This is a genomic window from Sulfitobacter geojensis (assembly GCF_000622325.1).
In the GTDB taxonomy this organism is placed as follows: Bacteria; Pseudomonadota; Alphaproteobacteria; order Rhodobacterales; family Rhodobacteraceae; genus Sulfitobacter; species Sulfitobacter geojensis.
The window spans coordinates 1,971,349-1,990,385 of record NZ_JASE01000005.1 but is presented as its reverse complement, the minus strand read 5'-3'; the positions used below and the strand labels follow the sequence as shown (position 1 = coordinate 1,990,385).

Annotated in this window: 21 protein-coding genes; 9 read left to right on the top strand and 12 right to left on the bottom strand. The window is 57.8% G+C overall.

The window, feature by feature from the left end:
* Position 1: 1 nt before the first annotated feature.
* From Z947_RS0111675 to Z947_RS0111660, 4 genes are all read left to right on the top strand, one after another.
* Positions 2–463 (top strand): peroxiredoxin, encoded by a 462-nt coding sequence (locus Z947_RS0111675; RefSeq protein ID WP_025044486.1) that lies wholly within the window; start codon positions 2–4, stop codon positions 461–463.
* Positions 460–1,263 (top strand): ferritin-like domain-containing protein, encoded by an 804-nt coding sequence (locus Z947_RS0111670; RefSeq protein ID WP_025044485.1) that lies wholly within the window; start codon positions 460–462, stop codon positions 1,261–1,263. The genes Z947_RS0111675 and Z947_RS0111670 overlap by 4 nt, the downstream gene beginning before the upstream one ends.
* Positions 1,264–1,466: 203 nt before the next feature.
* A complete protein-coding gene (locus Z947_RS0111665; RefSeq protein WP_025044484.1) occupies positions 1,467–2,795 on the top strand; it encodes a DUF5930 domain-containing protein in 1,329 nt (442 codons plus the stop codon).
* The gene (locus Z947_RS0111660; protein WP_025044483.1) at positions 2,785–3,294 is read left to right on the top strand and encodes a bactofilin family protein; all 510 of its coding nucleotides are present in this window, start codon (positions 2,785–2,787) and stop codon (positions 3,292–3,294) included. Before Z947_RS0111665 ends, Z947_RS0111660 begins: the two co-directional genes overlap by 11 nt.
* A 184-nt stretch (positions 3,295–3,478) precedes the next feature.
* Here Z947_RS0111660 and Z947_RS0111655 read toward each other — a convergent pair whose 3' ends face one another.
* Entirely contained in the window at positions 3,479–4,036 is a 558-nt protein-coding gene (locus tag Z947_RS0111655; protein ID WP_025044482.1) for a peptidylprolyl isomerase, read from the bottom strand.
* Positions 4,029–4,535: a peptidylprolyl isomerase gene (locus tag Z947_RS0111650; protein ID WP_025044481.1), complete on the bottom strand. Its 507-nt coding sequence runs from the start codon at positions 4,533–4,535 to the stop codon at positions 4,029–4,031. Before Z947_RS0111650 ends, Z947_RS0111655 begins: the two co-directional genes overlap by 8 nt.
* Positions 4,536–4,661: 126 nt before the next feature.
* Here Z947_RS0111650 and Z947_RS0111645 point away from each other — a divergent pair, with 126 nt between their 5' ends.
* The 5 genes from Z947_RS0111645 (at position 4,662) to Z947_RS0111625 (ending at position 10,135) form a co-directional block, all read left to right on the top strand.
* The gene (locus Z947_RS0111645) at positions 4,662–5,864 is read left to right on the top strand and encodes a phosphoglycerate kinase (RefSeq protein WP_025044480.1); all 1,203 of its coding nucleotides are present in this window, start codon (positions 4,662–4,664) and stop codon (positions 5,862–5,864) included.
* 126 nt (positions 5,865–5,990) lie between these two features.
* A complete protein-coding gene (locus Z947_RS0111640; protein WP_025044479.1) occupies positions 5,991–6,290 on the top strand; it encodes an FtsB family cell division protein in 300 nt (99 codons plus the stop codon).
* A 147-nt stretch (positions 6,291–6,437) separates the two neighbouring features.
* On the top strand, positions 6,438–7,451 hold the full coding sequence (pdhA, locus tag Z947_RS0111635; protein WP_025044478.1) for a pyruvate dehydrogenase (acetyl-transferring) E1 component subunit alpha: 1,014 nt from the start codon (positions 6,438–6,440) through the stop codon (positions 7,449–7,451).
* On the top strand, positions 7,451–8,830 hold the full coding sequence (locus tag Z947_RS0111630; RefSeq protein ID WP_025044477.1) for a pyruvate dehydrogenase complex E1 component subunit beta: 1,380 nt from the start codon (positions 7,451–7,453) through the stop codon (positions 8,828–8,830). Before pdhA ends, Z947_RS0111630 begins: the two co-directional genes overlap by 1 nt.
* A gap of 12 nt (positions 8,831–8,842) precedes the next feature.
* Positions 8,843–10,135, top strand: a complete 1,293-nt coding sequence (locus Z947_RS0111625) for a pyruvate dehydrogenase complex dihydrolipoamide acetyltransferase (RefSeq protein WP_025044476.1) — start codon at positions 8,843–8,845, stop codon at positions 10,133–10,135.
* A 63-nt stretch (positions 10,136–10,198) separates the two neighbouring features.
* Here Z947_RS0111625 and cysE read toward each other — a convergent pair whose 3' ends face one another.
* The 10 genes from cysE to Z947_RS0111580 all read right to left on the bottom strand — a co-directional run bounded on the left by cysE (position 10,199) and on the right by Z947_RS0111580 (position 19,031).
* Positions 10,199–11,011, bottom strand: a complete 813-nt coding sequence (cysE, locus tag Z947_RS0111620; protein ID WP_025044475.1) for a serine O-acetyltransferase — start codon at positions 11,009–11,011, stop codon at positions 10,199–10,201.
* Between the two features lie 96 nt (positions 11,012–11,107).
* On the bottom strand, positions 11,108–11,410 hold the full coding sequence (locus Z947_RS22575) for a DUF7742 family protein (protein ID WP_081781146.1): 303 nt from the start codon (positions 11,408–11,410) through the stop codon (positions 11,108–11,110).
* Positions 11,410–15,426: a baseplate multidomain protein megatron gene (locus Z947_RS0111615; protein WP_025044474.1), complete on the bottom strand. Its 4,017-nt coding sequence runs from the start codon at positions 15,424–15,426 to the stop codon at positions 11,410–11,412. The genes Z947_RS22575 and Z947_RS0111615 overlap by 1 nt, the downstream gene beginning before the upstream one ends.
* Positions 15,426–15,866 carry an NlpC/P60 family protein gene (locus Z947_RS0111610; RefSeq protein WP_025044473.1) on the bottom strand — a complete coding sequence of 147 codons (441 nt, stop codon included), beginning with the start codon at positions 15,864–15,866 and terminating at the stop codon, positions 15,426–15,428. The genes Z947_RS0111615 and Z947_RS0111610 overlap by 1 nt, the downstream gene beginning before the upstream one ends.
* Entirely contained in the window at positions 15,863–16,753 is an 891-nt protein-coding gene (locus Z947_RS0111605; RefSeq protein WP_025044472.1) for a DUF2163 domain-containing protein, read from the bottom strand. The genes Z947_RS0111610 and Z947_RS0111605 overlap by 4 nt, the downstream gene beginning before the upstream one ends.
* A complete protein-coding gene (locus tag Z947_RS0111600; RefSeq protein WP_025044471.1) occupies positions 16,750–17,382 on the bottom strand; it encodes a DUF2460 domain-containing protein in 633 nt (210 codons plus the stop codon). The genes Z947_RS0111605 and Z947_RS0111600 overlap by 4 nt, the downstream gene beginning before the upstream one ends.
* A gap of 45 nt (positions 17,383–17,427) precedes the next feature.
* Positions 17,428–18,087: a phage tail tape measure protein gene (locus Z947_RS0111595; RefSeq protein WP_025044470.1), complete on the bottom strand. Its 660-nt coding sequence runs from the start codon at positions 18,085–18,087 to the stop codon at positions 17,428–17,430.
* Positions 18,080–18,295 (bottom strand): rcc01693 family protein, encoded by a 216-nt coding sequence (locus tag Z947_RS21865; RefSeq protein WP_276202374.1) that lies wholly within the window; start codon positions 18,293–18,295, stop codon positions 18,080–18,082. The genes Z947_RS0111595 and Z947_RS21865 overlap by 8 nt, the downstream gene beginning before the upstream one ends.
* The gene (locus Z947_RS0111585) at positions 18,292–18,606 is read right to left on the bottom strand and encodes a gene transfer agent family protein (protein ID WP_025044469.1); all 315 of its coding nucleotides are present in this window, start codon (positions 18,604–18,606) and stop codon (positions 18,292–18,294) included. Before Z947_RS0111585 ends, Z947_RS21865 begins: the two co-directional genes overlap by 4 nt.
* Before the next feature lie 2 nt (positions 18,607–18,608).
* On the bottom strand, positions 18,609–19,031 hold the full coding sequence (locus tag Z947_RS0111580; protein WP_025044468.1) for a phage major tail protein, TP901-1 family: 423 nt from the start codon (positions 19,029–19,031) through the stop codon (positions 18,609–18,611).
* Positions 19,032–19,037: the final 6 nt, after the last annotated feature.

The following is a 19,037-nucleotide window of genomic DNA, read 5'->3' as shown; positions in this document are numbered from 1 at the left end:
CATGCCAGATATCGCCGATACAGCCCCCGATTTTACCCTGCCCGTCACCGGCGGCGACACTGTGACGCTGAGCGCCCTGCAAGGTGCGCCGGTGGTGTTGTTCTTTTATCCGCGCGACGACACGCCGGGGTGCACCACCGAAAGCATCGGCTTTTCCCAGAGCCTTGCAGAATTCGAAGCTGCGGGCGCGAAAGTGTTCGGTATTTCGCGTGATACCATGGCCAAACATGACAAATTCACAGCCAAACACGATCTGACCGTGCCGCTGTTGTCAGATGAAGACGGCGTCGTGACAGAAGCCTATGGCGTTTGGGTCGAAAAAAACATGTACGGCAAGAAATCCATGGGCATTGAACGCGCGACTTATCTGATCGGAGCGGATGGCAAGATCGCACAGGTCTGGCGCAAGGTCAAAGTGGCCGGACATGTGGATGCGGTGCTGGACGCGGTGCGCGCCCTATGATGCCGCTGGCCCAGATGGCGGAAAGCGTTCTGCGATGTGCGGACGGGCGCGAAAAGACAGCCCTTTCGCGGCGACTGTCCGCGGAATGGAAGGCCGCGCGCGCGGCCGGCGAACGCCCCGAGATCGGCCACGCTGATCCCCCGATGCACCCTGCCCGTCCTGCCAAACCCGAACTGTTGGAACCGCGCGATGTGCCAAGCCGCAAACCCGGCACGCCCGAAGGGCGGATCGCCTTGCTGCATGCCGTCGCGCATATCGAATTGAATGCGGTGGATTTGCATTGGGACATCATTGCGCGGTTTACCGACGTTGAAATGCCGATGGGTTTCTATGACGACTGGGTCAAGTCGGCCGACGAAGAATCCAAACATTTCAACCTGATGGCCGATTGTCTTGAAGAAGCGGGCAGTTACTACGGCGCGCTGCCGGCCCATGCTGGCATGTGGCGCGCGGCCGAAGATACCGCAACCGATTTCATGGGACGTCTGGCCGTGGTGCCGATGGTGCTGGAGGCGCGCGGGCTGGATGTTACGCCGAATATGATCAAGCTGTTCAAGCAGGCCAAAGCGCAAAGTGCGGTGGAAGCGCTTGAAACCATCTATGCCGAAGAAGTCGCGCATGTGGCCTATGGCAGCAAGTGGTTTCACTTCCTGTGCGGACGTCACAACGAAGACCCTAAAGAGCGGTTTCACGCTTTGGTACGGACCTATTTCCACGGCCACCTCAAGCCGCCATTCAATGAGGAAAAGCGTGCCGAAGCAGGCATTCCACCGGACTTTTACTGGCCCCTGACAGCCTGAACCGCGCCTAGGGGTAGCGTGAACCACGCAACACAAGTCACTGGTATCGGCGGATTTTTGCCAATTCGCATCAATCCGCCGCTTTGACGCGGCGACAAATGTCAACAGACTTGCCCCATCTGCTTTCACTCCTTATTGAACCCCTAACAAAAGACGGGCCGACCCTACGGCACCGCAACTGGGATGCTGAAAGGTTACATAAAGTGCGCACACGGATCGCGATCAAAATCCATTCCATTCTGGAAGCCTATTTCCCTGAACGCCGCGTCTTTTTGAAGTCCGACAACGATACCCGATTTATCCGTTTGCGCCCCGGCACCCAGTTGGTTGCTTTTGCCGGCAGTGCGCTGTTGGTGGCTTGGGCCATCGTCGCGACCGCCGTGATCCTGATGGACAGCATCGGGTCGGGCAATTTTCGCGAACAGGCAAAACGGGATCAACGCACCTATCAGGCACGTTTGAACGATCTGTCGTCGCAGCGCGACGGGCGTGCCACCGAAGCTTTGGCCGCACAAGAGCGGTTCAACGTGGCACTGAAACAGATTTCCGTGATGCAATCCGAGCTGCTGCAATCGGAAACCCGCAGACGTGAGCTGGAAACCGGCATCGACGTGATCCAAAGCACCCTGCGCCAGACCATGCAGGACCGCGAAGCCGCGCGCGCGCAGCTGGCGCAACTTGAGGGTAGTTTGGAAGACGGCGGCACCGGCACAGTGCGCACAGCATCAAATGCCGCCCCTTTGGGATTTATGGCAGAGGCGCTTGAGCAGACGGCAAAAGAACGCGACAAGGTTGTTGCCGATGCGCAGGAGGCGTTGTTGGAAGCGGACCGCATGAGCCAGCAGATTGCCCTGATGCGCGACCAGAACGATGCTATTTTCCGCCAGCTGGAACAGGCGATGAGCGTTTCCGTCGCCCCGCTGGACAAGATGTTCCGCAGCGCGGGCATGCCCACAGACCGCATTCTGGAAACCGTGCGCCGCGGCTATTCCGGTCAGGGCGGACCAATGACGCCGTTGACCTTTTCGACCCGCGGTGAAGAACCCAGCGTTGACACATTGCGCGCCAACCGTTTGTTGAACCAGATGGACCGCTTGAACCTTTACCGGATCGCGGCAGAAAAAGCGCCCTTCGCGAATCCCGTTAAGAATGCTTTCCGTTTCACCAGCAAGTTCGGCTACCGTCGTGATCCCAAAACCGGCGGCCGTCGCATGCATTCCGGCGTTGATTTCGCCGCCAGCAGCGGCACGCCTCTTTATGCCACAGCGGACGGTGTTGTGACCCATGCCGGTTGGCAGTCAGGATATGGTAGGCTTGTCAAAATCCAGCATGAGTTTGGCATCGAAACCCGCTATGCGCACCAATCCCGCATCCGCGTAAAAGTTGGACAAAGGGTCTCGCGCGGGCAACATATCGGTGATATGGGAGCTTCTGGACGAGTAACCGGCGTTCACCTGCATTACGAAGTGCGTGTGGGTGGCAAGGCTGTAAACCCGATGATCTATATCAAGGCAGCAAACGATGTTTTCTAAAAGCAAAATCAACGATCCCGCCCCAAGCAAAGACGCCGAAGCGTCCAGTTCAGCGGCACCATCCGCACCGGCACCACAGGCCACTGCACAAAGCAAGCCAAGCGAATTCAAGGCCAGCGCCCCTAAAGCCAAGCCGCCTGCCTCGCTGTTGTCTGCGGACCTTCACGTGACCGGCAATATGAAAACAACCGGCGATATTCAGGTTGAGGGTACAGTCGAAGGCGACATTCGCGCCCATCTGTTGACCATCGGCGAAAGCGCGACGATCAAAGGCGAAGTGATTGCGGATGACGTTGTGATCAACGGCCGGATCGTGGGCCGTGTGCGCGGCCTGAAGGTCCGTTTGACATCCACTGCGCGGGTTGAGGGTGACATCATCCACAAGACGATCGCGATTGAATCCGGTGCCCATTTCGAAGGTTCCGTTCAGCGTCAGGACGACCCGCTGAACCCTGGCGCGAAATCATCGCCCGTGCCGAAAGGCAACCCGGCCGCGTAAGCCGCCACACCGTTGAATTTACAAAGGGCATCGTCAGTCTGACGGTGCCCTTTTTGTTTGTCGCGGTGAACCAACGGCTTCCCCACCTCGCCCCAACTCCATGCGAAATGTGCAACGCGCCGAGCACGAAAAAAGGGCGCCCCCTGTGGCGCGCCCTTTAACGGTCAGCATCTGTCTTTAACGCTTACTCAATAACGGTTACGGATTTCATCACATCCGGTGCGCCGACCATGGCACCATTGCCACCGGTGCCCAGTTTGATGGCGTCCACAACGTCCTGTCCTTCGGTTACGCGGCCAACGACCGTGTATTGACCGTTCAGGAAATGACCCGCGTCGAACATGATGAAGAACTGGCTGTTCGCAGAGTTCAGGTTCTGGGACCGCGCCATACCAACGACACCTTTGTCAAACGGCAGATCCGAGAATTCTGCCGCCACATTCGGCATCTCGGAACCGCCCATGCCGGCGCGACGGGTGTCACCCCCCTCTTTACCGAACTGCACATCGCCGGTCTGGGCCATGAAGCCTTCGATCACGCGGTGAAAGACAACGCCGTCGTATGCGCCGTCTGCCGCCAGTGTGGTGATCCGCTCCACATGGTTCGGGGCGACATCTTCAAGCAGATCAATGATAATCGTGCCGTTCGCCTCGCCCGCCACCTCGATCTTGATCCCCGTAGCCGACGCGGCTGTGCCGATGAAGGCTGCCAAAAGGCTGCCGGTCAGAACCGATTTAAACATCTGCCGCGACCTTGACGCTGATCATGCGGTCAGGCTGCGCCGGTGGCTCGCCGCGTGTGATGGCATCGACATGTTCCATGCCCGAAATCACCTGACCGTACACGGTGTATTGGCCGTTCAGGAAATCATTGTCGGAGAAGTTGATGAAGAACTGGCTGTTGGCCGAGTCAGGATTGGCCGAGCGCGCAGCGCCGATGGAGCCGCGTGCGTGGGGCACTTTGGAGAATTCCGCAGGCACATTGCCAAGATCAGAGCCGCCGGTGCCCGCGCTGCGCAGGTTGAATCCGTCTTCCATGTTGCCGTGCTGAACATCGCCCGTCTGGGCCATGAAACCGTCAATCACACGGTGAAAGCAGACATTGTCATATTTACCGGCGCGGGCCAGTTCTTTCATGCGCTCGACATGCTTTGGTGCCAGATTTGGCATCAGTTCGATAGTGACGGTGCCGTCCTTCAGTTCCATCAGGATGGTGTTTTCCGGGTCTTTGATCTCGGCCATTGGGCGCTCCTTTAACTCATTTACCCCTAACTAGGCATGATCTGCCCGATTGCCAAGCGAGTGCATTGACCATTCGGCCCAGAAAGGCAAAACCATAAGGTAAATATGCACAAAGGGACGAATTTGATGGGCTGGAAATCGCTGGACGATCTGGAATTGGCAGGCAAACGCGTGTTGGTGCGGGTAGATATTAACGTACCGGTTGAAGAGGGCCGCGTTACCGACGCTACGCGGATCGAACGGATTGTGCCAACGGTCCGCGACATTCTTGCCAAGGGCGGTAAGCCGATGTTGCTGGCGCATTTCGGTCGCCCCAAGGGCAAGGTCAACGCAGAAATGAGCCTTGCACAGGTATTGCCCACCTTGGAACAGGCGCTGGGGTCAAAGGTTGTTCTGCTTGAAACGCTGGAAGCGGCGGAAACACTGGGTGGTGATGCCGAAACTGCAGATGTTCTGCTGCTTGAAAATATCCGGTTTTATCCCGGCGAAGAGGCCAATGATGCCGCCTTTGCGCAGCGGCTGGCCGGTTTGGGCGATGTATTTTGCAATGATGCCTTTTCGGCGGCGCACCGTGCGCATGCTTCCACCAGCGGCATCGCGCAACATTTGCCGTCTTGTGCAGGACGCCTGATGCAAGCCGAACTGCGCGCGCTGGAGGCCGCTTTGTCTAAACCTGAACGCCCCGTCGGGGCGGTGGTGGGCGGTGCGAAAGTATCCACCAAGATCGCGCTTTTGGAAAATCTGGTGAACCGTCTGGACACGTTGATCATCGGCGGGGGCATGGCCAATACCTTCCTCGGTGCGATGGGCGCTGATATGGGAGCCTCCCTGCAAGAGCCTGATTTTTATGACACGGCCCGCGATATTCTGGCACAAGCCGAACGCGCCGGATGCCGCGTGATCCTGCCGCAGGATGGTTTGGTCGCCCGCGAATTTGCCGCCGGTGCCGCCCATGAGGTGGCGCAACTGGGCGCGGACACCAAACTTGGCAGCGACCAGATGGTGCTGGATGCCGGCCCTAAAAGCATCGAAGTTGTACGCGTAGCGTTCGAGGGGTTGAAAACACTGATCTGGAACGGTCCGCTCGGGGCGTTCGAAATTGCGCCCTTTGACACGGCCACGGTTGGTGCCGCACAGATTGCAGCCAAACAGACCAAGGACGGTACGCTGGTGTCGGTCGCGGGGGGGGGTGACACGGTTGCCGCTTTGAACAAGGCCGGTGTGGCAGATGATTTCACCTATATTTCCACGGCGGGCGGCGCATTTCTGGAATGGATGGAGGGCAAAACGCTGCCCGGCGTTGCCGCGCTTGAAGGGCGTCCCGTATAATCGCGCAAAAATGTGCCTAAACCCCCGAAAACACGGGGTTTAGGTGCAATAGGGATTCACAAAACGAATCACCTGTGGCATAGTGCTCTGACACGTCCATCAAGAGACGCATCAAGGCAGACCCGTATGAACCGCACATCCCGCCCCGCGTTTGGCACATTGTTTTTCTTTGCAATCGCCTTTGCGCTTAGTCTTTATTTCACCTTTGCCGCCGTGCAGGGTGACTTTGGCCTGTTCCGCCGGGCGGAGATCGTCGCCGAAAGCGAGGACCTGCGCCACAAGCTGACACAGGTTGAAAACGACGTGGCGCGGATGGAAAACCTGACCAAGCGGATGTCGGACGATTACCTTGATCTTGACCTGCTGGACGAACAGGCCCGCCGCGTATTGGGAATGGTGCGCAGCGACGAGATCGTGATCCGCTAAACCAGGCGGCGCGAAAACGGTCAGATTGATGCCGCAGACCGCATCGTTTTCAAAACCCTCTACCCATTCGCCGGCGAATCCGATAAGATATAGTTTAACGCTAAACTATTTTAGCGCGCGCACCTGTATTTCGGGAGGATACGCCCCATGGCGGCAAGAAAAACCACCAAGAAACCAAATGTCTCGGCTGAAGAACTCAAGGCCTATTACAAAGACATGTTGCTGATCCGACGGTTCGAGGAAAAGGCGGGCCAGTTATATGGCATGGGATTGATTGGCGGGTTTTGCCATCTCTATATCGGGCAGGAAGCTGTCGTTGTCGGGCTTGAAGCCGCCGCTGAAGAGGGTGACAAGCGCATCACGTCTTATCGCGATCACGGCCACATGCTGGCCTGCGGCATGGACCCGAACGGCGTTATGGCAGAACTGACAGGCCGCGAGGGGGGATACTCCAAGGGTAAGGGCGGATCGATGCACATGTTCTCGAAAGAGAAGCATTTTTACGGCGGTCACGGCATCGTGGCGGCGCAGGTGCCCTTGGGGGCTGGTCTGGCCTTTGCCGATAAATACAAGGACAACGGGCGCGTGACATTCACCTATTTCGGGGATGGTGCCGCGAACCAGGGACAGGTTTACGAAACCTTTAACATGGCCGCCCTTTGGGCGCTGCCGTGCATTTTTGTCATTGAGAACAACCAGTACGCTATGGGCACCTCCCAACAGCGTTCGACATCAAGCGCAGAGATCTGGGAACGCGGCAAGGCTTTTGGCATTCCGGGCGAAGCGGTGGACGGCATGGATGTGCTGGCTGTGAAAGCCGCCGGTGAAACTGCGGTGGCGCACTGCCGTTCCGGCAAAGGCCCCTATATTCTGGAAATCAAAACCTATCGCTATCGCGGCCATTCCATGTCTGATCCGGCAAAATACCGCACCCGCGAAGAAGTCCAGAAAATGCGCGACGAGCGGGATCCAATCGAAGCGGTACGCAGCCTGCTGTTGACCGGCAAACATGCCACCGAGGACGATCTGAAAGCCATCGACAAGGACATCAAAAAGATCGTCAACGAAAGCGCCGATTTCGCCAAGGAAAGCCCCGAGCCGCATCTCGACGAGCTCTGGACCGATATTTATGCAACCGAAGTTCCGCAGGAGGCTGTATAATGGCTGTTGAAATTCTGATGCCCGCCCTGAGCCCGACAATGGAAGAAGGCACATTGGCCAAATGGCTGGTCAAGGAAGGCGACACCGTGTCCTCCGGTGACATCATGGCCGAGATCGAAACCGACAAGGCGACGATGGAATTCGAGGCCGTCGACGAAGGGGTGATCGGCAAGATCCTGATCGAGGAAGGCACCGAGGGCGTGAAAGTGAACACTGCAATCGCCGTTCTGCTGGAAGACGGTGAAAGCGCGGATGACATCGACACGGCCAAACCGGAGAAGGCCAGCGCCCCCGTCCCTGCCGACAAGGCGCAATCATCCGAAGATGCCCCTGCGGCCGCGATGAGCCACCCCGAGCCAAAGGTAGACACGTCGCCCGATTGGCCCGAAGGCACCACGTTGAAACAGCAAACGGTGCGCGAAGCCTTGCGTGACGGTATGGCCGAAGAGATGCGCCGCGACGAAGATGTGTTCCTGATGGGTGAAGAGGTGGCCGAATATCAAGGTGCCTACAAGATTTCCCAAGGGATGCTGGACGAATTTGGTGCCAAGCGGGTGATCGACACCCCGATCACCGAACACGGGTTCGCCGGTATTGCCACCGGTGCAGCCTTTGGCGGATTGCGCCCGATTGTTGAATTCATGACCTTTAACTTCGCGATGCAGGCGATCGACCACATCATCAACTCTGCAGCCAAGACGCTGTATATGTCCGGTGGTCAGATGGGGGCGCCGATGGTGTTCCGCGGCCCGAACGGTGCCGCCGCCCGCGTTGGCGCGCAGCACTCGCAAGATTACGCGGCGTGGTACATGCAGATCCCCGGTCTTAAGGTTGCGATGCCCTATTCAGCGTCCGATTATAAAGGCCTGATGAAGACAGCGATCCGTGATCCCAACCCGGTGATTTTCCTTGAAAACGAAATTCTCTACGGGCGCAGTTTCGACGTGCCGGAGCTGGATGATTACACCGTCCCCTTTGGCAAGGCCCGCATCTGGCGCGAGGGAGATGACGTGACAATCGTCAGCTTCGGCATCGGGATGAGCTATGCATTGGAAGCGGCTGACAAGCTTGCCGAGGAAGGCATCAACGCCGAAGTCATCGACCTGCGTACTCTGCGCCCGATGGACACGCCCGCGATCCTGAAATCAGTCATGAAAACAAACCGACTGGTGACCGTCGAAGAAGGCTGGCCGCAAGGCTCGGTTGGCAATTATATCTCTAGCGTTGTGATGCAGGAGGCCTTTGATTACCTTGATGCGCCGGTGATCAATTGCACCGGCAAGGACGTGCCGATGCCCTATGCGGCGAACCTGGAAAAGCACGCGCTGCTGACCACCGACGAGGTCATCGCGGCGGTCAAAAAAGTCACATATAAATAAGGAGCGGACACGATGCCCATAGAAATTCTCATGCCCGCCCTGTCGCCCACGATGGAAGAAGGCACGCTGGCAAAGTGGCTGGTCAAGGAGGGCGACACCGTGTCCTCCGGCGACGTCATGTGCGAAATCGAAACCGACAAGGCCACGATGGAATTTGAAGCCGTCGACGAAGGCGTAATCGGTAAAATTCTGATAGCCGACGGCAGCGAAGGCGTGAAAGTGAATACCGCGATTGCGGTGTTGCTGGAAGACGGCGAAAGCGCGGATGATATCGGGCAAGCGCCGGCACCTGCTGCCGCGCCCAAGGAAGTGGAGGCCGAAGCCGCTACTGCGCCGGTTGAAAATAGCGCCCCTACCCCCGCAGCACCGGCTGCCGCTGACGGGTCCCGGGTTTTCGCATCCCCCCTTGCGCGGCGGATTGCAGCGGACAAAGGTCTTGATCTGGCGAGCATCAAAGGGTCCGGCCCGCGTGGCCGGATCGTTAAAGCCGATGTTGAGGGCCTTTCGAAATCGGATGCGCCAAAGCCGACAGCCGCGCCCGAGGCCGCAGGCAAACCAGCGCCAATGGCCGCTGGCCCCGACGCGGACGCTGTCCTCAAGATCTACGCCGACCGCGCGTTCGAGGAAGTCAAACTGGACGGCATGCGCAAAACCATCGCCGCGCGTCTGACCGAAGCCAAGCAAACCGTGCCGCATTTCTATCTGCGTCGCGATATCCAGCTGGATGCGTTGATGGCCTTCCGCGCGCAGTTGAACAAGCAACTTGAGCCGCGCGGCGTCAAGCTGTCAGTCAACGATTTCATCATCAAGGCCTGTGCCTTGGCGCTGCAACAGGTGCCGGATGCCAATTCTGTCTGGGCCGGTGATCGGACGCTTAAGTTAAAGCCGTCCGACGTAGCCGTGGCCGTTGCGATTGAGGGTGGGCTGTTCACACCTGTGCTGAAAGATGCCGAGATGAAATCGCTTTCTGCCCTCTCTGCTGAGATGAAAGACCTCGCCACCCGCGCGCGCGACCGCAAGCTCGCCCCGCATGAATATCAGGGCGGCAGTTTTGCAATTTCGAATCTGGGTATGATGGGGATCGACAACTTTGATGCAGTGATTAATCCGCCGCACGGTGCGATTTTGGCGGTTGGCGCGGGTGTTAAAAAGCCGGTCGTGGGTGCGGACGGCGAACTTGCCATAGCGACAGTTATGTCCGTCACCCTGTCGGTGGATCACCGTGTGATTGACGGTGCACTGGGTGCCGAGTTGTTGAATGCGATCAAAGACAACCTTGAAGCGCCGATGACGATGTTGGCCTAAGCGCCCAATTCAAACGCAAAAAGGCCGGAGAAAACTCCGGCCTTTTTTACATCTGACGCCTGTTTATTTGTCTTTCGGACCAAACATATGGTTCATTGAAATTGACGGCTGTTCACACCCCGCCTCACCGACGATCCGCGCAGGAATCCCTGCCACTGTTTTGCAAGGCGGCACCTCTTCCAACACAACCGATCCTGCGGCAATGCGGCTACAATGCCCGACCTTAATATTGCCCAGTACCTTGGCACCTGCACCAATCAGCACCCCGTCACCGATCTTTGGATGGCGATCTTCTTCCTCTTTGCCGGTCCCGCCCAATGTCACGGAATGCAGCATCGAAACATTATCCCCGACCACTGCGGTTTCGCCGATCACGATAGAATGGGCATGATCGATCATAACCCCCTTACCGATCCGTGCGCCGGGGTGGATGTCGACACCAAAGATTTCACTGACCCGCATCTGCACAAAATAGGCCAAATCAATCCGCCCTTTGGTCCACAGATGATGCCCGACGCGATACGCCTGAACCGCCTGATATCCTTTGAAATAAAGGATAGGCTGTGCCAAACGATGGCAGGCCGGATCACGTTCATAAATAGCCATCAAATCGGCTCGCGCAGATTCAATCAGTTCCGGATCTTCCGCAAATGCTTCTTCAACCATTTCGCGCACAACGACCATGGACATTTCGTTGGAGGCCAGTTTGGCCGCGATACGATACGATAGTGCCTTGTCGATGGACTTGTGGTGCAAGATGCACGCGTGAACAAACCCGCCAATCAGCGGCTCGTCCTGAACGGCCTGCTGCGCCTCGCGCGTGATTTGATCCCAAACCGGATCAAGCGCGGTGACGTGTCTTTGTGGTTCTGCCATGGGTCACATCCTTGTTGCTTCCCATGTACCTAGCGCATTCAAGGTTGAGTTTCAAAACGCAAACCTGTGATGGTGAATATTTCTGTTGTTGATATGTCAGCTGCACTTACAGTCTGTTTTTGCTGGCGCGTCATGCAATATGGAGAGAACCTGCTGGAAACAGGCGCAATATTCCGGGTCACTAAAGCTCGGTTCGCGGCACAACCGCCTGCGCCGTGCTGCCGCCTGCAAGGTGCCATTTCCCCATTTCGGATGCAACTTACCTAGCCGCCGCACAAACCTGTCGGCAAACTCCGCCCCTCGGATCATGCGCTGACAGACCTGCTCGCGAATGGCGGGCGGCGTGGCCAACATGACCCGCGCCGCTGCCGAAACATCGCAATAGCGTACTGTTCGCATCACCCTAACCTGACCTGATCGAACAACCCGGTTCCATATGTGGCAGAAACCTGTGCTACCGCCACGTAGAACGGGCCAATCACCCCATCCGCAACCTTCATGGCCGCTGTATATTGCCAGGACGGCGTGCTCACCAACGTTTCACGCACCACTGCAGCGCCTTGACCAATACGGACAAGATAGCTCTCACTTTCTTCTCCCAAGGGCACCTCCGGCGCGTCCCACCCGTCGCCATCTAGCCGCGTGCGTCTGATCCAGCTGAGCGCATAGTCGCCACTGTGCAGCTTCTCGCCGCGCAGATGGCATGGGCTGTACGGGCGCAACCCGTTCCCGTCGAAGGCCTGCACCAGGTGGCGATAGGACGGATCATCATTGCTGCGTTTTGCAGGCCCGATGCGAAAGTTCTGCGCCACACGCCGCAGATTCGGGCTCAACTCGATTTGCTCTGGTATGCCATCGAGCAATACAAATTTCGACCCTGCCGGCCAGACCCCCGGCATCAAGCCGTCCGATCCCGCCTGCCCCCGCAACCGTGTCTTCAACCAATATCTGCGCGGGCCGATCAACTCGGCTTCAGCGAATTGGAAGATCTCCCATTGATCCGAACTGCCATCGCCAATCGCCGCCATATTGGCCCCGGATAGCAACGCCTCTTCGCTTACGGATGACAAATTACCGCTGATCAATTCGACGTCCAACACCGCGCCACGATCGAAAACACCCGTGCTCGAAAAAGTCATCGGCGTATGCGTGACGCCCATCGTCGAACGTGAGCCGATGATCTTGCTTAACTGATAATTTGCGTCCGTACTGGATTGATACAGGGCCACCGGACCAGGCCAGGGTTGTGCAGTTGCCGCAATATGCGGGGCATGTGGTACCTCGTCACCGCGCAGCAGCGGTATGTCCAGAAAATGCGACACAACAGGTGTCGGTGCTACGAACTGACGGGCCTTGACCAGCTCGTCAAAGATATCTGCGACATCATAAACCTGCGGCTCGATCCGCACCCCCTCGATCAACTGGACGTCGGATTGTTCAACGCGGTCAATGCGGTACAGGGCCGGTCGCTCGTCTTTTTCGCCGGGCAGTTCAAACACGTCACCCGCCCCAAGCGCCAGTTGCGACGGCGGTAAGGCAAGGCGCACCGTGTCGCGTGATACCCGCGCTTCGGTAAGCCAACGTTCTGCAACCTGTCGCCCTTCACCACGGGTCAATGCCATGTTCACCTCTGAGCCGGCAACGGCATGTGTCGCCTCATCCGCTAGTACCGCTTCCTCTGCGATCACCTCGAAATCCGCGTCCGCCTGTAAAAACCGCAGCCTCATCCGGCCAGATACTTCCGCCTCCGCTTCTCGGACCTGTTCGGCTGTTCCGTCAAGCTCGTCACTGACGGCCAATCGCTCCGGGTCAAGCTGCACCGGCTGCAACCCATCCCGCATCCGAAACTGCAAAATCCCGTCACGTTCGATCGCATCAAATCCGTAACGGATCATTAAAGGTTGCAAGGCGGTACGCGCATCCGTCACCTGTTCAACAGCATAGCCGCGCACAAACCCATAAAGACCGTCGGTACTGAAGGCCTCTAACCCTGCCCGCTTGCAAATCTCGCTGACGACAGATGCCAGGGAACGCCCTGCAGTACGCCCGTTAATCCAATGACCGCGCGTGTAATTGTCTCCGTCACTCCACTTCTCGATGTTATTGGGGAAAAACGGATAGGGACGTGTGTCAAAAGCCCAGACATAGGCGCGGCTCATGTCCAGCATCCGGCCTTCATACTCAGTTGATTGCGGATTGTGCGCAGGATCATCCCAATAAGAAACCATCGCCCGCAGATATTGCATCTGCATCAACTCGTCGCGTGCACCGGTCGAATAATGCGGCAGTTTGCTTTCGGAACTCTTGCGGTCTAGAAATTTATTCGGCTGATTGGCCCCTTTGTTGATCGCAGCGCACCCATATTCGGTAAACCAAATCGGTTTGGACATCGGTTCCCAACCCGTCGGTGACGCTTGGCGCACGCCGTTAATCCGCTCGTGATGGAAATTCTCCCACCAGCCCCGAATGTCCTTATAACGGTACACCCAAGGCTCAAGATGGTCACCGTCCGAAATCTCGGTACGGATTTGCGCATCGCGTGCCTCGGTTGAATGATAATACCAATCAAATCCCTCCCCGCCCTCAATGTTGCTCTTGAGGTACTCGAGGTTGTAAATCGCGTCCCACGCCTGCCCGTCCAGATGATCAGGCGTGTCCCGCCAATCCGAAAGAGGCATGTAATTGTCGATGCCGATAAAATCGATATTCGGGTCGGCCCAAAGTGGATCAAGGTGAAAATACCGATCTCCTGATCCGTCCTGCGGTTGATACCCGAAATACTCGGACCAATCCGCCGCATAGCTAATCTTGGTATTTGGCCCAAGGATGAGACGTACCTCGGCCGCCAATGAAATCAGATGCTGAACTGCCACAAAAACGCCACCCGCACCGCGAATTTGCGTCAGTCCCCGCATTTCCGAGCCAATGCAAAATGCTTCTACTCCCCCGGCGAGCGAACACAGCATCGCGTTGTGCAAAATAAATCGGGAAAACGACCAACTTGCCGGATTGTCTTCGTAAGCGACCGCTTCTTCCTCACCCTCTTCACCGCCACTCTGCTCCTCACCTTCGCCACCGGTTTCTTCCTCATCTTCCTCAATAAAAACGATTTCGCCTTCAACAACGTCAAAGCTTTCGGCAGTCGCCGTTCCAAAGAATGCCGCGACCTGCTCATCTGCCAGTAACGTCCCGTCCGGGCTATCCGGCTGACCGGGGGCTTTCGACAATGTGATCCTGCCACGCCAAGGCAAATCCGGTTGGCTATCCGCATCGCTGTAAGGGTCGGGCAACCCATTATCCACGAATTGGTCCATCAAGATGAAGGGATAAAACATCACCTCAGTGCCAACCGCTTTCAATGCCTGTATCGCCTCGACAACGGAAGCATCCGTAGGCGTTCCACCATAAATCGGACGCCCGTTGTCATCTTGTACAATCACCTGCGCATTCTCGCGCGACAGGCCGGAGGAAAACCACGGCATGTTATCCGCTTCTTGCTGCGTGCTTTCGACCTTGGGGCGGATTGTACATTCACCACATCGCAGATCATCCCCGAACCAAGACACGACCAATGACGCGGCTTTCAGGTTTGGCAGTTCCTCGACCATCGCTTCTGTCGCCACGGCAAAATCCGGCTTGCCGGCGGGCGTCGAAACATTCGCACTTTTGAACGCTCCCGTCCCCGTCTCGAAATTCACCGGCGTCGTGGCAAGCGCATATTCCCCTGTGCCTGGAATAAGTGCTGCTCCCTCAATCCCGAAAGCCGGCGTATATTCCCACCCTTGCGCGTTTGGCTGTTCCGGGCGCAGCACCTCGAATGAAAATTGCGGAATACGATTGCCAAACGGTGCGAGACTGATGCTTTCCATCACAACGTACGCCGTCCCACGATACGCTGGTACTTTGCCCGCCCCTTCGATTGCTTCGATCAACGGATCAGGCAGTTGATCAGGCGCGCCGATATATACCCGCATGTTCAGATCGTCTCGCGCGACTTCTTCGCCATCCGCCCAAACCCGACCAACCCTTGTGATCTCCCCTTCACACAGCGCAATTGCGACGCTCACGGAATAACTGTACTCCGTGGTGCTGGGCTGGGACCGGCTGCCCTTACCACCGCCGGAAGTTGCCGTTGTCTCTTCGAAATCGGATGCCCAGATCACATGCCCGCCCAATCGCATTCGCCCGTACAGCTGCGCAATCGGGTCACCTTCACCCGCGCTGGTGATCCTGAAACGATCTACCTTACCCGTTTCTATTGCCTGTCCACCCTGCCCCAACAGACGCTGGTCAACGAGACGCCCCATCGTTGCGCCGACCGCGCGCCCGATTGCCACCGACGACAACCCCGCAAGGGTTCCCCCGACCGAACCACCAATAGCCGCGCCTGCGACCGAGAATAGGACCGTTGCCATCAGTTGCTCTCCTTGGGAAATTCAAATCTCGCGACAATGCGCCGCCGCCATGGTGCGCTGAGTGGGCTTTCGACAACGCCGTGGCCGGTATAAGCGTGAATGAAACTGGCCTGCACACCAACACGTGCCTGCACGCCCAGATGTTTAGCGACCCCCTGATCCCGCATGCGAAACAGGACAACGTCGCCTTCTGCTTCGTTCTTGCGTTCTTTTGCAATCAGATGTCGCGCCGCAGCTGCCCAAAGCCGCTCATCGCCCTGCGGTTCCGACCAATCCATTGAATAGGCCGGAATGCCTTCGGGCTCCGTTCCCCTCAGTTCCCGCCAGACACCGCGCAGCAGTCCCAAACAATCACACCCGGCTGCGCGCGTTGAACTCTGATGGACATAGGGGGTACCAATCCAGCCCCGTGCTGCCGTCACAACCTGTGCGCCCTTCACCGCAAGGACCCGCCCGAGTTGGTACCGCTGGATTTAGGCACAGCAATAACCCAGTCTTCGCCAGGCAAATCAGGAAACCCTTGGAAGTTTAGCGCGTTATTGAATTTCAACCGACAGGTTTCGAACTGCTTGTTGCACCCCGCAATCAGCTTGACCTGCGTACCCGCGCGTACGTCCCCTTTTATCGGCTCCCACAGATCAATGATGCGTTTTTTGCCCTTCACGCGATCATGTTTGATAAGCCCGAACAGACCCTTCGCAGGCCCGTCCACCACATCCAGACGCCCGCGAATAAAGAACTGCTCGTCAAAGCCCGGCAAACTGTCCCAGATGAACCGCCGCCCGTCTTCTTCGATATCGACCGGCAAGGTCAACGAATAGCCGGGCAACTCCAGGTCAAAGCGGCATTGTTTGTCCCCTAACACAGCCGTGCAGGGCTTTTGATAGACGCGCCCCAATGTGCGGTTCAACGCTTCGGTCAATCCGCGCAGCTCTGCGCGAAACGCACCGTCCACGCGCCGCATTTCGCCAATCGTGCCGCGAAATTGCAGCCAGCGCTGATCCACATCCGCCCAATTGACCAGCCAAGCGACGACATCGGCACTGTCAAAGCGACCTTGCTCTATCTCGTCCTCCCGAATTGACGCGTCACTTAACGCACCAATCGCTTCGGTGTTGTCGACTGACAGACCTGTGGTCTGCGCAATCGCCTTGGCTGTCAGCCCCGCATCCGCGCGAAACTCACAGCCGTCGAAACGCAATGGCAAATCATGATCCGTAAAGGCAAAGACGACCCCGTCCTTGCGTGTGATTTTCCAGGCATGACATACCGTCGTCAGCCCCCCCTCAAGATGCGCCTGCAGCGCAGGATCCAGCCCGCCGCTCATAACCGCACCTCGATCACTGGCACAGATGGCACCTGTCCTGCCTGAAAGCTCTCTACGCTGGTCAGGATACGATCCGTGTCAAACCGCACCGGCACGTCAAACTCGTATCCCGCATAGATTTCCATATTCGGATCAGGGGGATGCGCAAAAGTGATGATGCCCGTGTTGGCATTCACCTCATAACCCAGCCCCTCTTGCAGTTCGTCCTGCTCAACCCCCACCTTAACCGACCCAGCGACAGGTTTCTTGATCGGACGACGGTACATCTGTTCGCCCGATCGATAGGTCTTCATGATCTGGAAATCACGGGTTTCACCATCCCCGTAACCGATGCTCTGATCATCAAACACGGGGTCAAGCGTTGCACGGCCAGACTTATAATCCGCCCAATCCTTCCAGCGGAATGCGTGCATCTGCCCCATCCGCGCCTCGAAAAAACCAATCAACACCTGCAAGTCGTCAATCGACCGCATGCCAAGCCCGGCATCATAACTGCGCCTTGAATGCGCCCAGGGCGTGTTGCGCTCTTCAAAACCGTTGGCCAGCGTCACCACATCCGTACGCCTCTGCGGTCCCCCCAACGAGCCGAAACTCAACGTTGCGGGAAATCTTACCTCATGAAAAGCCATTGACCTGCTCCTGACATCAATTCTGTTTCGACGGGCGCGCCCGCTTCACCGGTTACGGTTGCCCGAACTCAAAGCGCGGCTCATCTGTGCCGCGATCTGGCTCTGCGAACGCTGAAAACCTGCCACGTCCGGGGTTGTGATGTGCATCACCAACGACGGACCGCCCCCACCGCCGCCGCGCACCCCCAGCTTCCCGTCCGGGCCACGTGCAAGCGGCATAATCGCTTCCGGTCCGGCCTCGCCCATCAGCCCCGTACCACCGCGCATCGGAAACGTCGTCGCACCGCTGACCACACCTCCCTGCGCGAAAGGCATCACTTTTCCCTGCGAAAACGCCGCCCCGTCAGCAAAGGGCAATATCCCCTGCACAAGCGATCCAACGCCCTGCGATATCAACCCGCCGAAATGGTCCGTCACCGGTTTCATCGCCGCGTTGTAGGTTGTGTTGGCCAACGATTGCGCCACGGTCTTCAGCGCGTCAGACATCTTCATGCCGTCAAACACCACACCGTCAAATGCACGGCGCAATCCTTTGCTCAGACCCTTCTCGAGGGTCTGAACGTCCTTGCCAGTCGCCGCAAGAGACCCACTCATCCGGCGCAACTCACCGTCAAACCCCGCCACCAGCGCACCTGTACTCGCCAAGGTCGCATTCAGATCTTCGGCATTGCTCTCAAGCCCGCCAAATTCGTCAAACTCACCCATCTTTCGCCCCCTGTTCCGTGTCGGGATAGGCGGCCATCAACGCCGCCAACCCATCATTCAGCATCGGTTTTTTCTGCTGCGATGTACCCAGCATCATCTGCAACTCCACGGGCGTCAGTGCCCAGAACACAGCAGGTGCCAACCCCAAACCATGCAGCCCGACCCCCATCAACGCCGGCCAGTCCAAGCCCTTCGTACAGCCACTCACTCCGGCACCACAAACGCCCGCGCCAATAACTCGGCCGCGGCTTTGGCCGCAGCCATCGGCCCGCCTTTGACCTGCGCCCGCGCAAGCGCCTCATCCGTGATCTCGCGGCCACCGCCCCGCAATCCTGCGCCCAGCAATGCCACCACATCGCGGCTGGTAAACCGGCTCGATTCGAACCGCTCCACCAAGCCCACAAGCGAGGTCTCGCCCAACCCCTCCTCCAGCTCGGCCAACGCGCCAAGGGTCAGCCGCGCAATGCAAGGCTCGCCGTCAACCACAAGCGCCACATCGCCTCTCCAGCGGTTCGCCACGCTCAAGCTGCCAAATCCGGTGTGAAAATCAGAATCCCCGCAGATTGCAGGCTCAGCTCATATGTTGCCTCACCGTTCAACTGCCCTGCATACTCAAGCGCGGTAACTTGAAACGGGCCCTCGACCACCCCGAAAGCAGGGATCACGATTTGAAAATCCGGAGTCAGCCCGTCAAAAAACAACTGGCGTGCACGTTCATCCGTACCCTCATCGCGAAACACGCCCGACCCGCTGATTGCAGCCGACCGCACCCCCGCGCCCGCTAGCAACTCACGCCAACCGCCTTCGCTGTCCAAGGTCGTCACGTCCACCGCCTCGGCGTTGAAACTCACCCGTGTGGCCCGCAACCCTGCAATGGTCTCAAACTGCCCGTCACTTGTCATATCCACTTTGACCAAAAGGTCTTTACCTGCCTGAACAGCCATCGCTTA

Bases quoted from the DNA above. Each gene is read 5' to 3' on its own strand.
- Z947_RS0111675 (WP_025044486.1), top strand. From the start codon at position 2: ATGCCAGATATCGCCGATACAGCCCCCGATTTTACCCTGCCCGTCACC.
- Z947_RS0111670 (WP_025044485.1), top strand. From the start codon at position 460: ATGATGCCGCTGGCCCAGATGGCGGAAAGCGTTCTGCGATGTGCGGAC.
- Z947_RS0111660 (WP_025044483.1), top strand. From the start codon at position 2,785: ATGTTTTCTAAAAGCAAAATCAACGATCCCGCCCCAAGCAAAGACGCC.
- Z947_RS0111655 (WP_025044482.1), bottom strand. From the start codon at position 4,036: ATGTTTAAATCGGTTCTGACCGGCAGCCTTTTGGCAGCCTTCATCGGC.
- Z947_RS0111650 (WP_025044481.1), bottom strand. From the start codon at position 4,535: ATGGCCGAGATCAAAGACCCGGAAAACACCATCCTGATGGAACTGAAG.
- Z947_RS0111645 (WP_025044480.1), top strand. From the start codon at position 4,662: ATGGGCTGGAAATCGCTGGACGATCTGGAATTGGCAGGCAAACGCGTG.
- Z947_RS0111640 (WP_025044479.1), top strand. From the start codon at position 5,991: ATGAACCGCACATCCCGCCCCGCGTTTGGCACATTGTTTTTCTTTGCA.
- pdhA (WP_025044478.1), top strand. From the start codon at position 6,438: ATGGCGGCAAGAAAAACCACCAAGAAACCAAATGTCTCGGCTGAAGAA.
- Z947_RS0111630 (WP_025044477.1), top strand. From the start codon at position 7,451: ATGGCTGTTGAAATTCTGATGCCCGCCCTGAGCCCGACAATGGAAGAA.
- Z947_RS0111625 (WP_025044476.1), top strand. From the start codon at position 8,843: ATGCCCATAGAAATTCTCATGCCCGCCCTGTCGCCCACGATGGAAGAA.
- cysE (WP_025044475.1), bottom strand. From the start codon at position 11,011: ATGGCAGAACCACAAAGACACGTCACCGCGCTTGATCCGGTTTGGGAT.
- Z947_RS22575 (WP_081781146.1), bottom strand. From the start codon at position 11,410: ATGCGAACAGTACGCTATTGCGATGTTTCGGCAGCGGCGCGGGTCATG.
- Z947_RS0111615 (WP_025044474.1), bottom strand. From the start codon at position 15,426: ATGGCAACGGTCCTATTCTCGGTCGCAGGCGCGGCTATTGGTGGTTCG.
- Z947_RS0111605 (WP_025044472.1), bottom strand. From the start codon at position 16,753: ATGAGCGGCGGGCTGGATCCTGCGCTGCAGGCGCATCTTGAGGGGGGG.
- Z947_RS0111600 (WP_025044471.1), bottom strand. From the start codon at position 17,382: ATGGCTTTTCATGAGGTAAGATTTCCCGCAACGTTGAGTTTCGGCTCG.
- Z947_RS0111595 (WP_025044470.1), bottom strand. From the start codon at position 18,087: ATGGGTGAGTTTGACGAATTTGGCGGGCTTGAGAGCAATGCCGAAGAT.
- Z947_RS0111580 (WP_025044468.1), bottom strand. From the start codon at position 19,031: ATGGCTGTTCAGGCAGGTAAAGACCTTTTGGTCAAAGTGGATATGACA.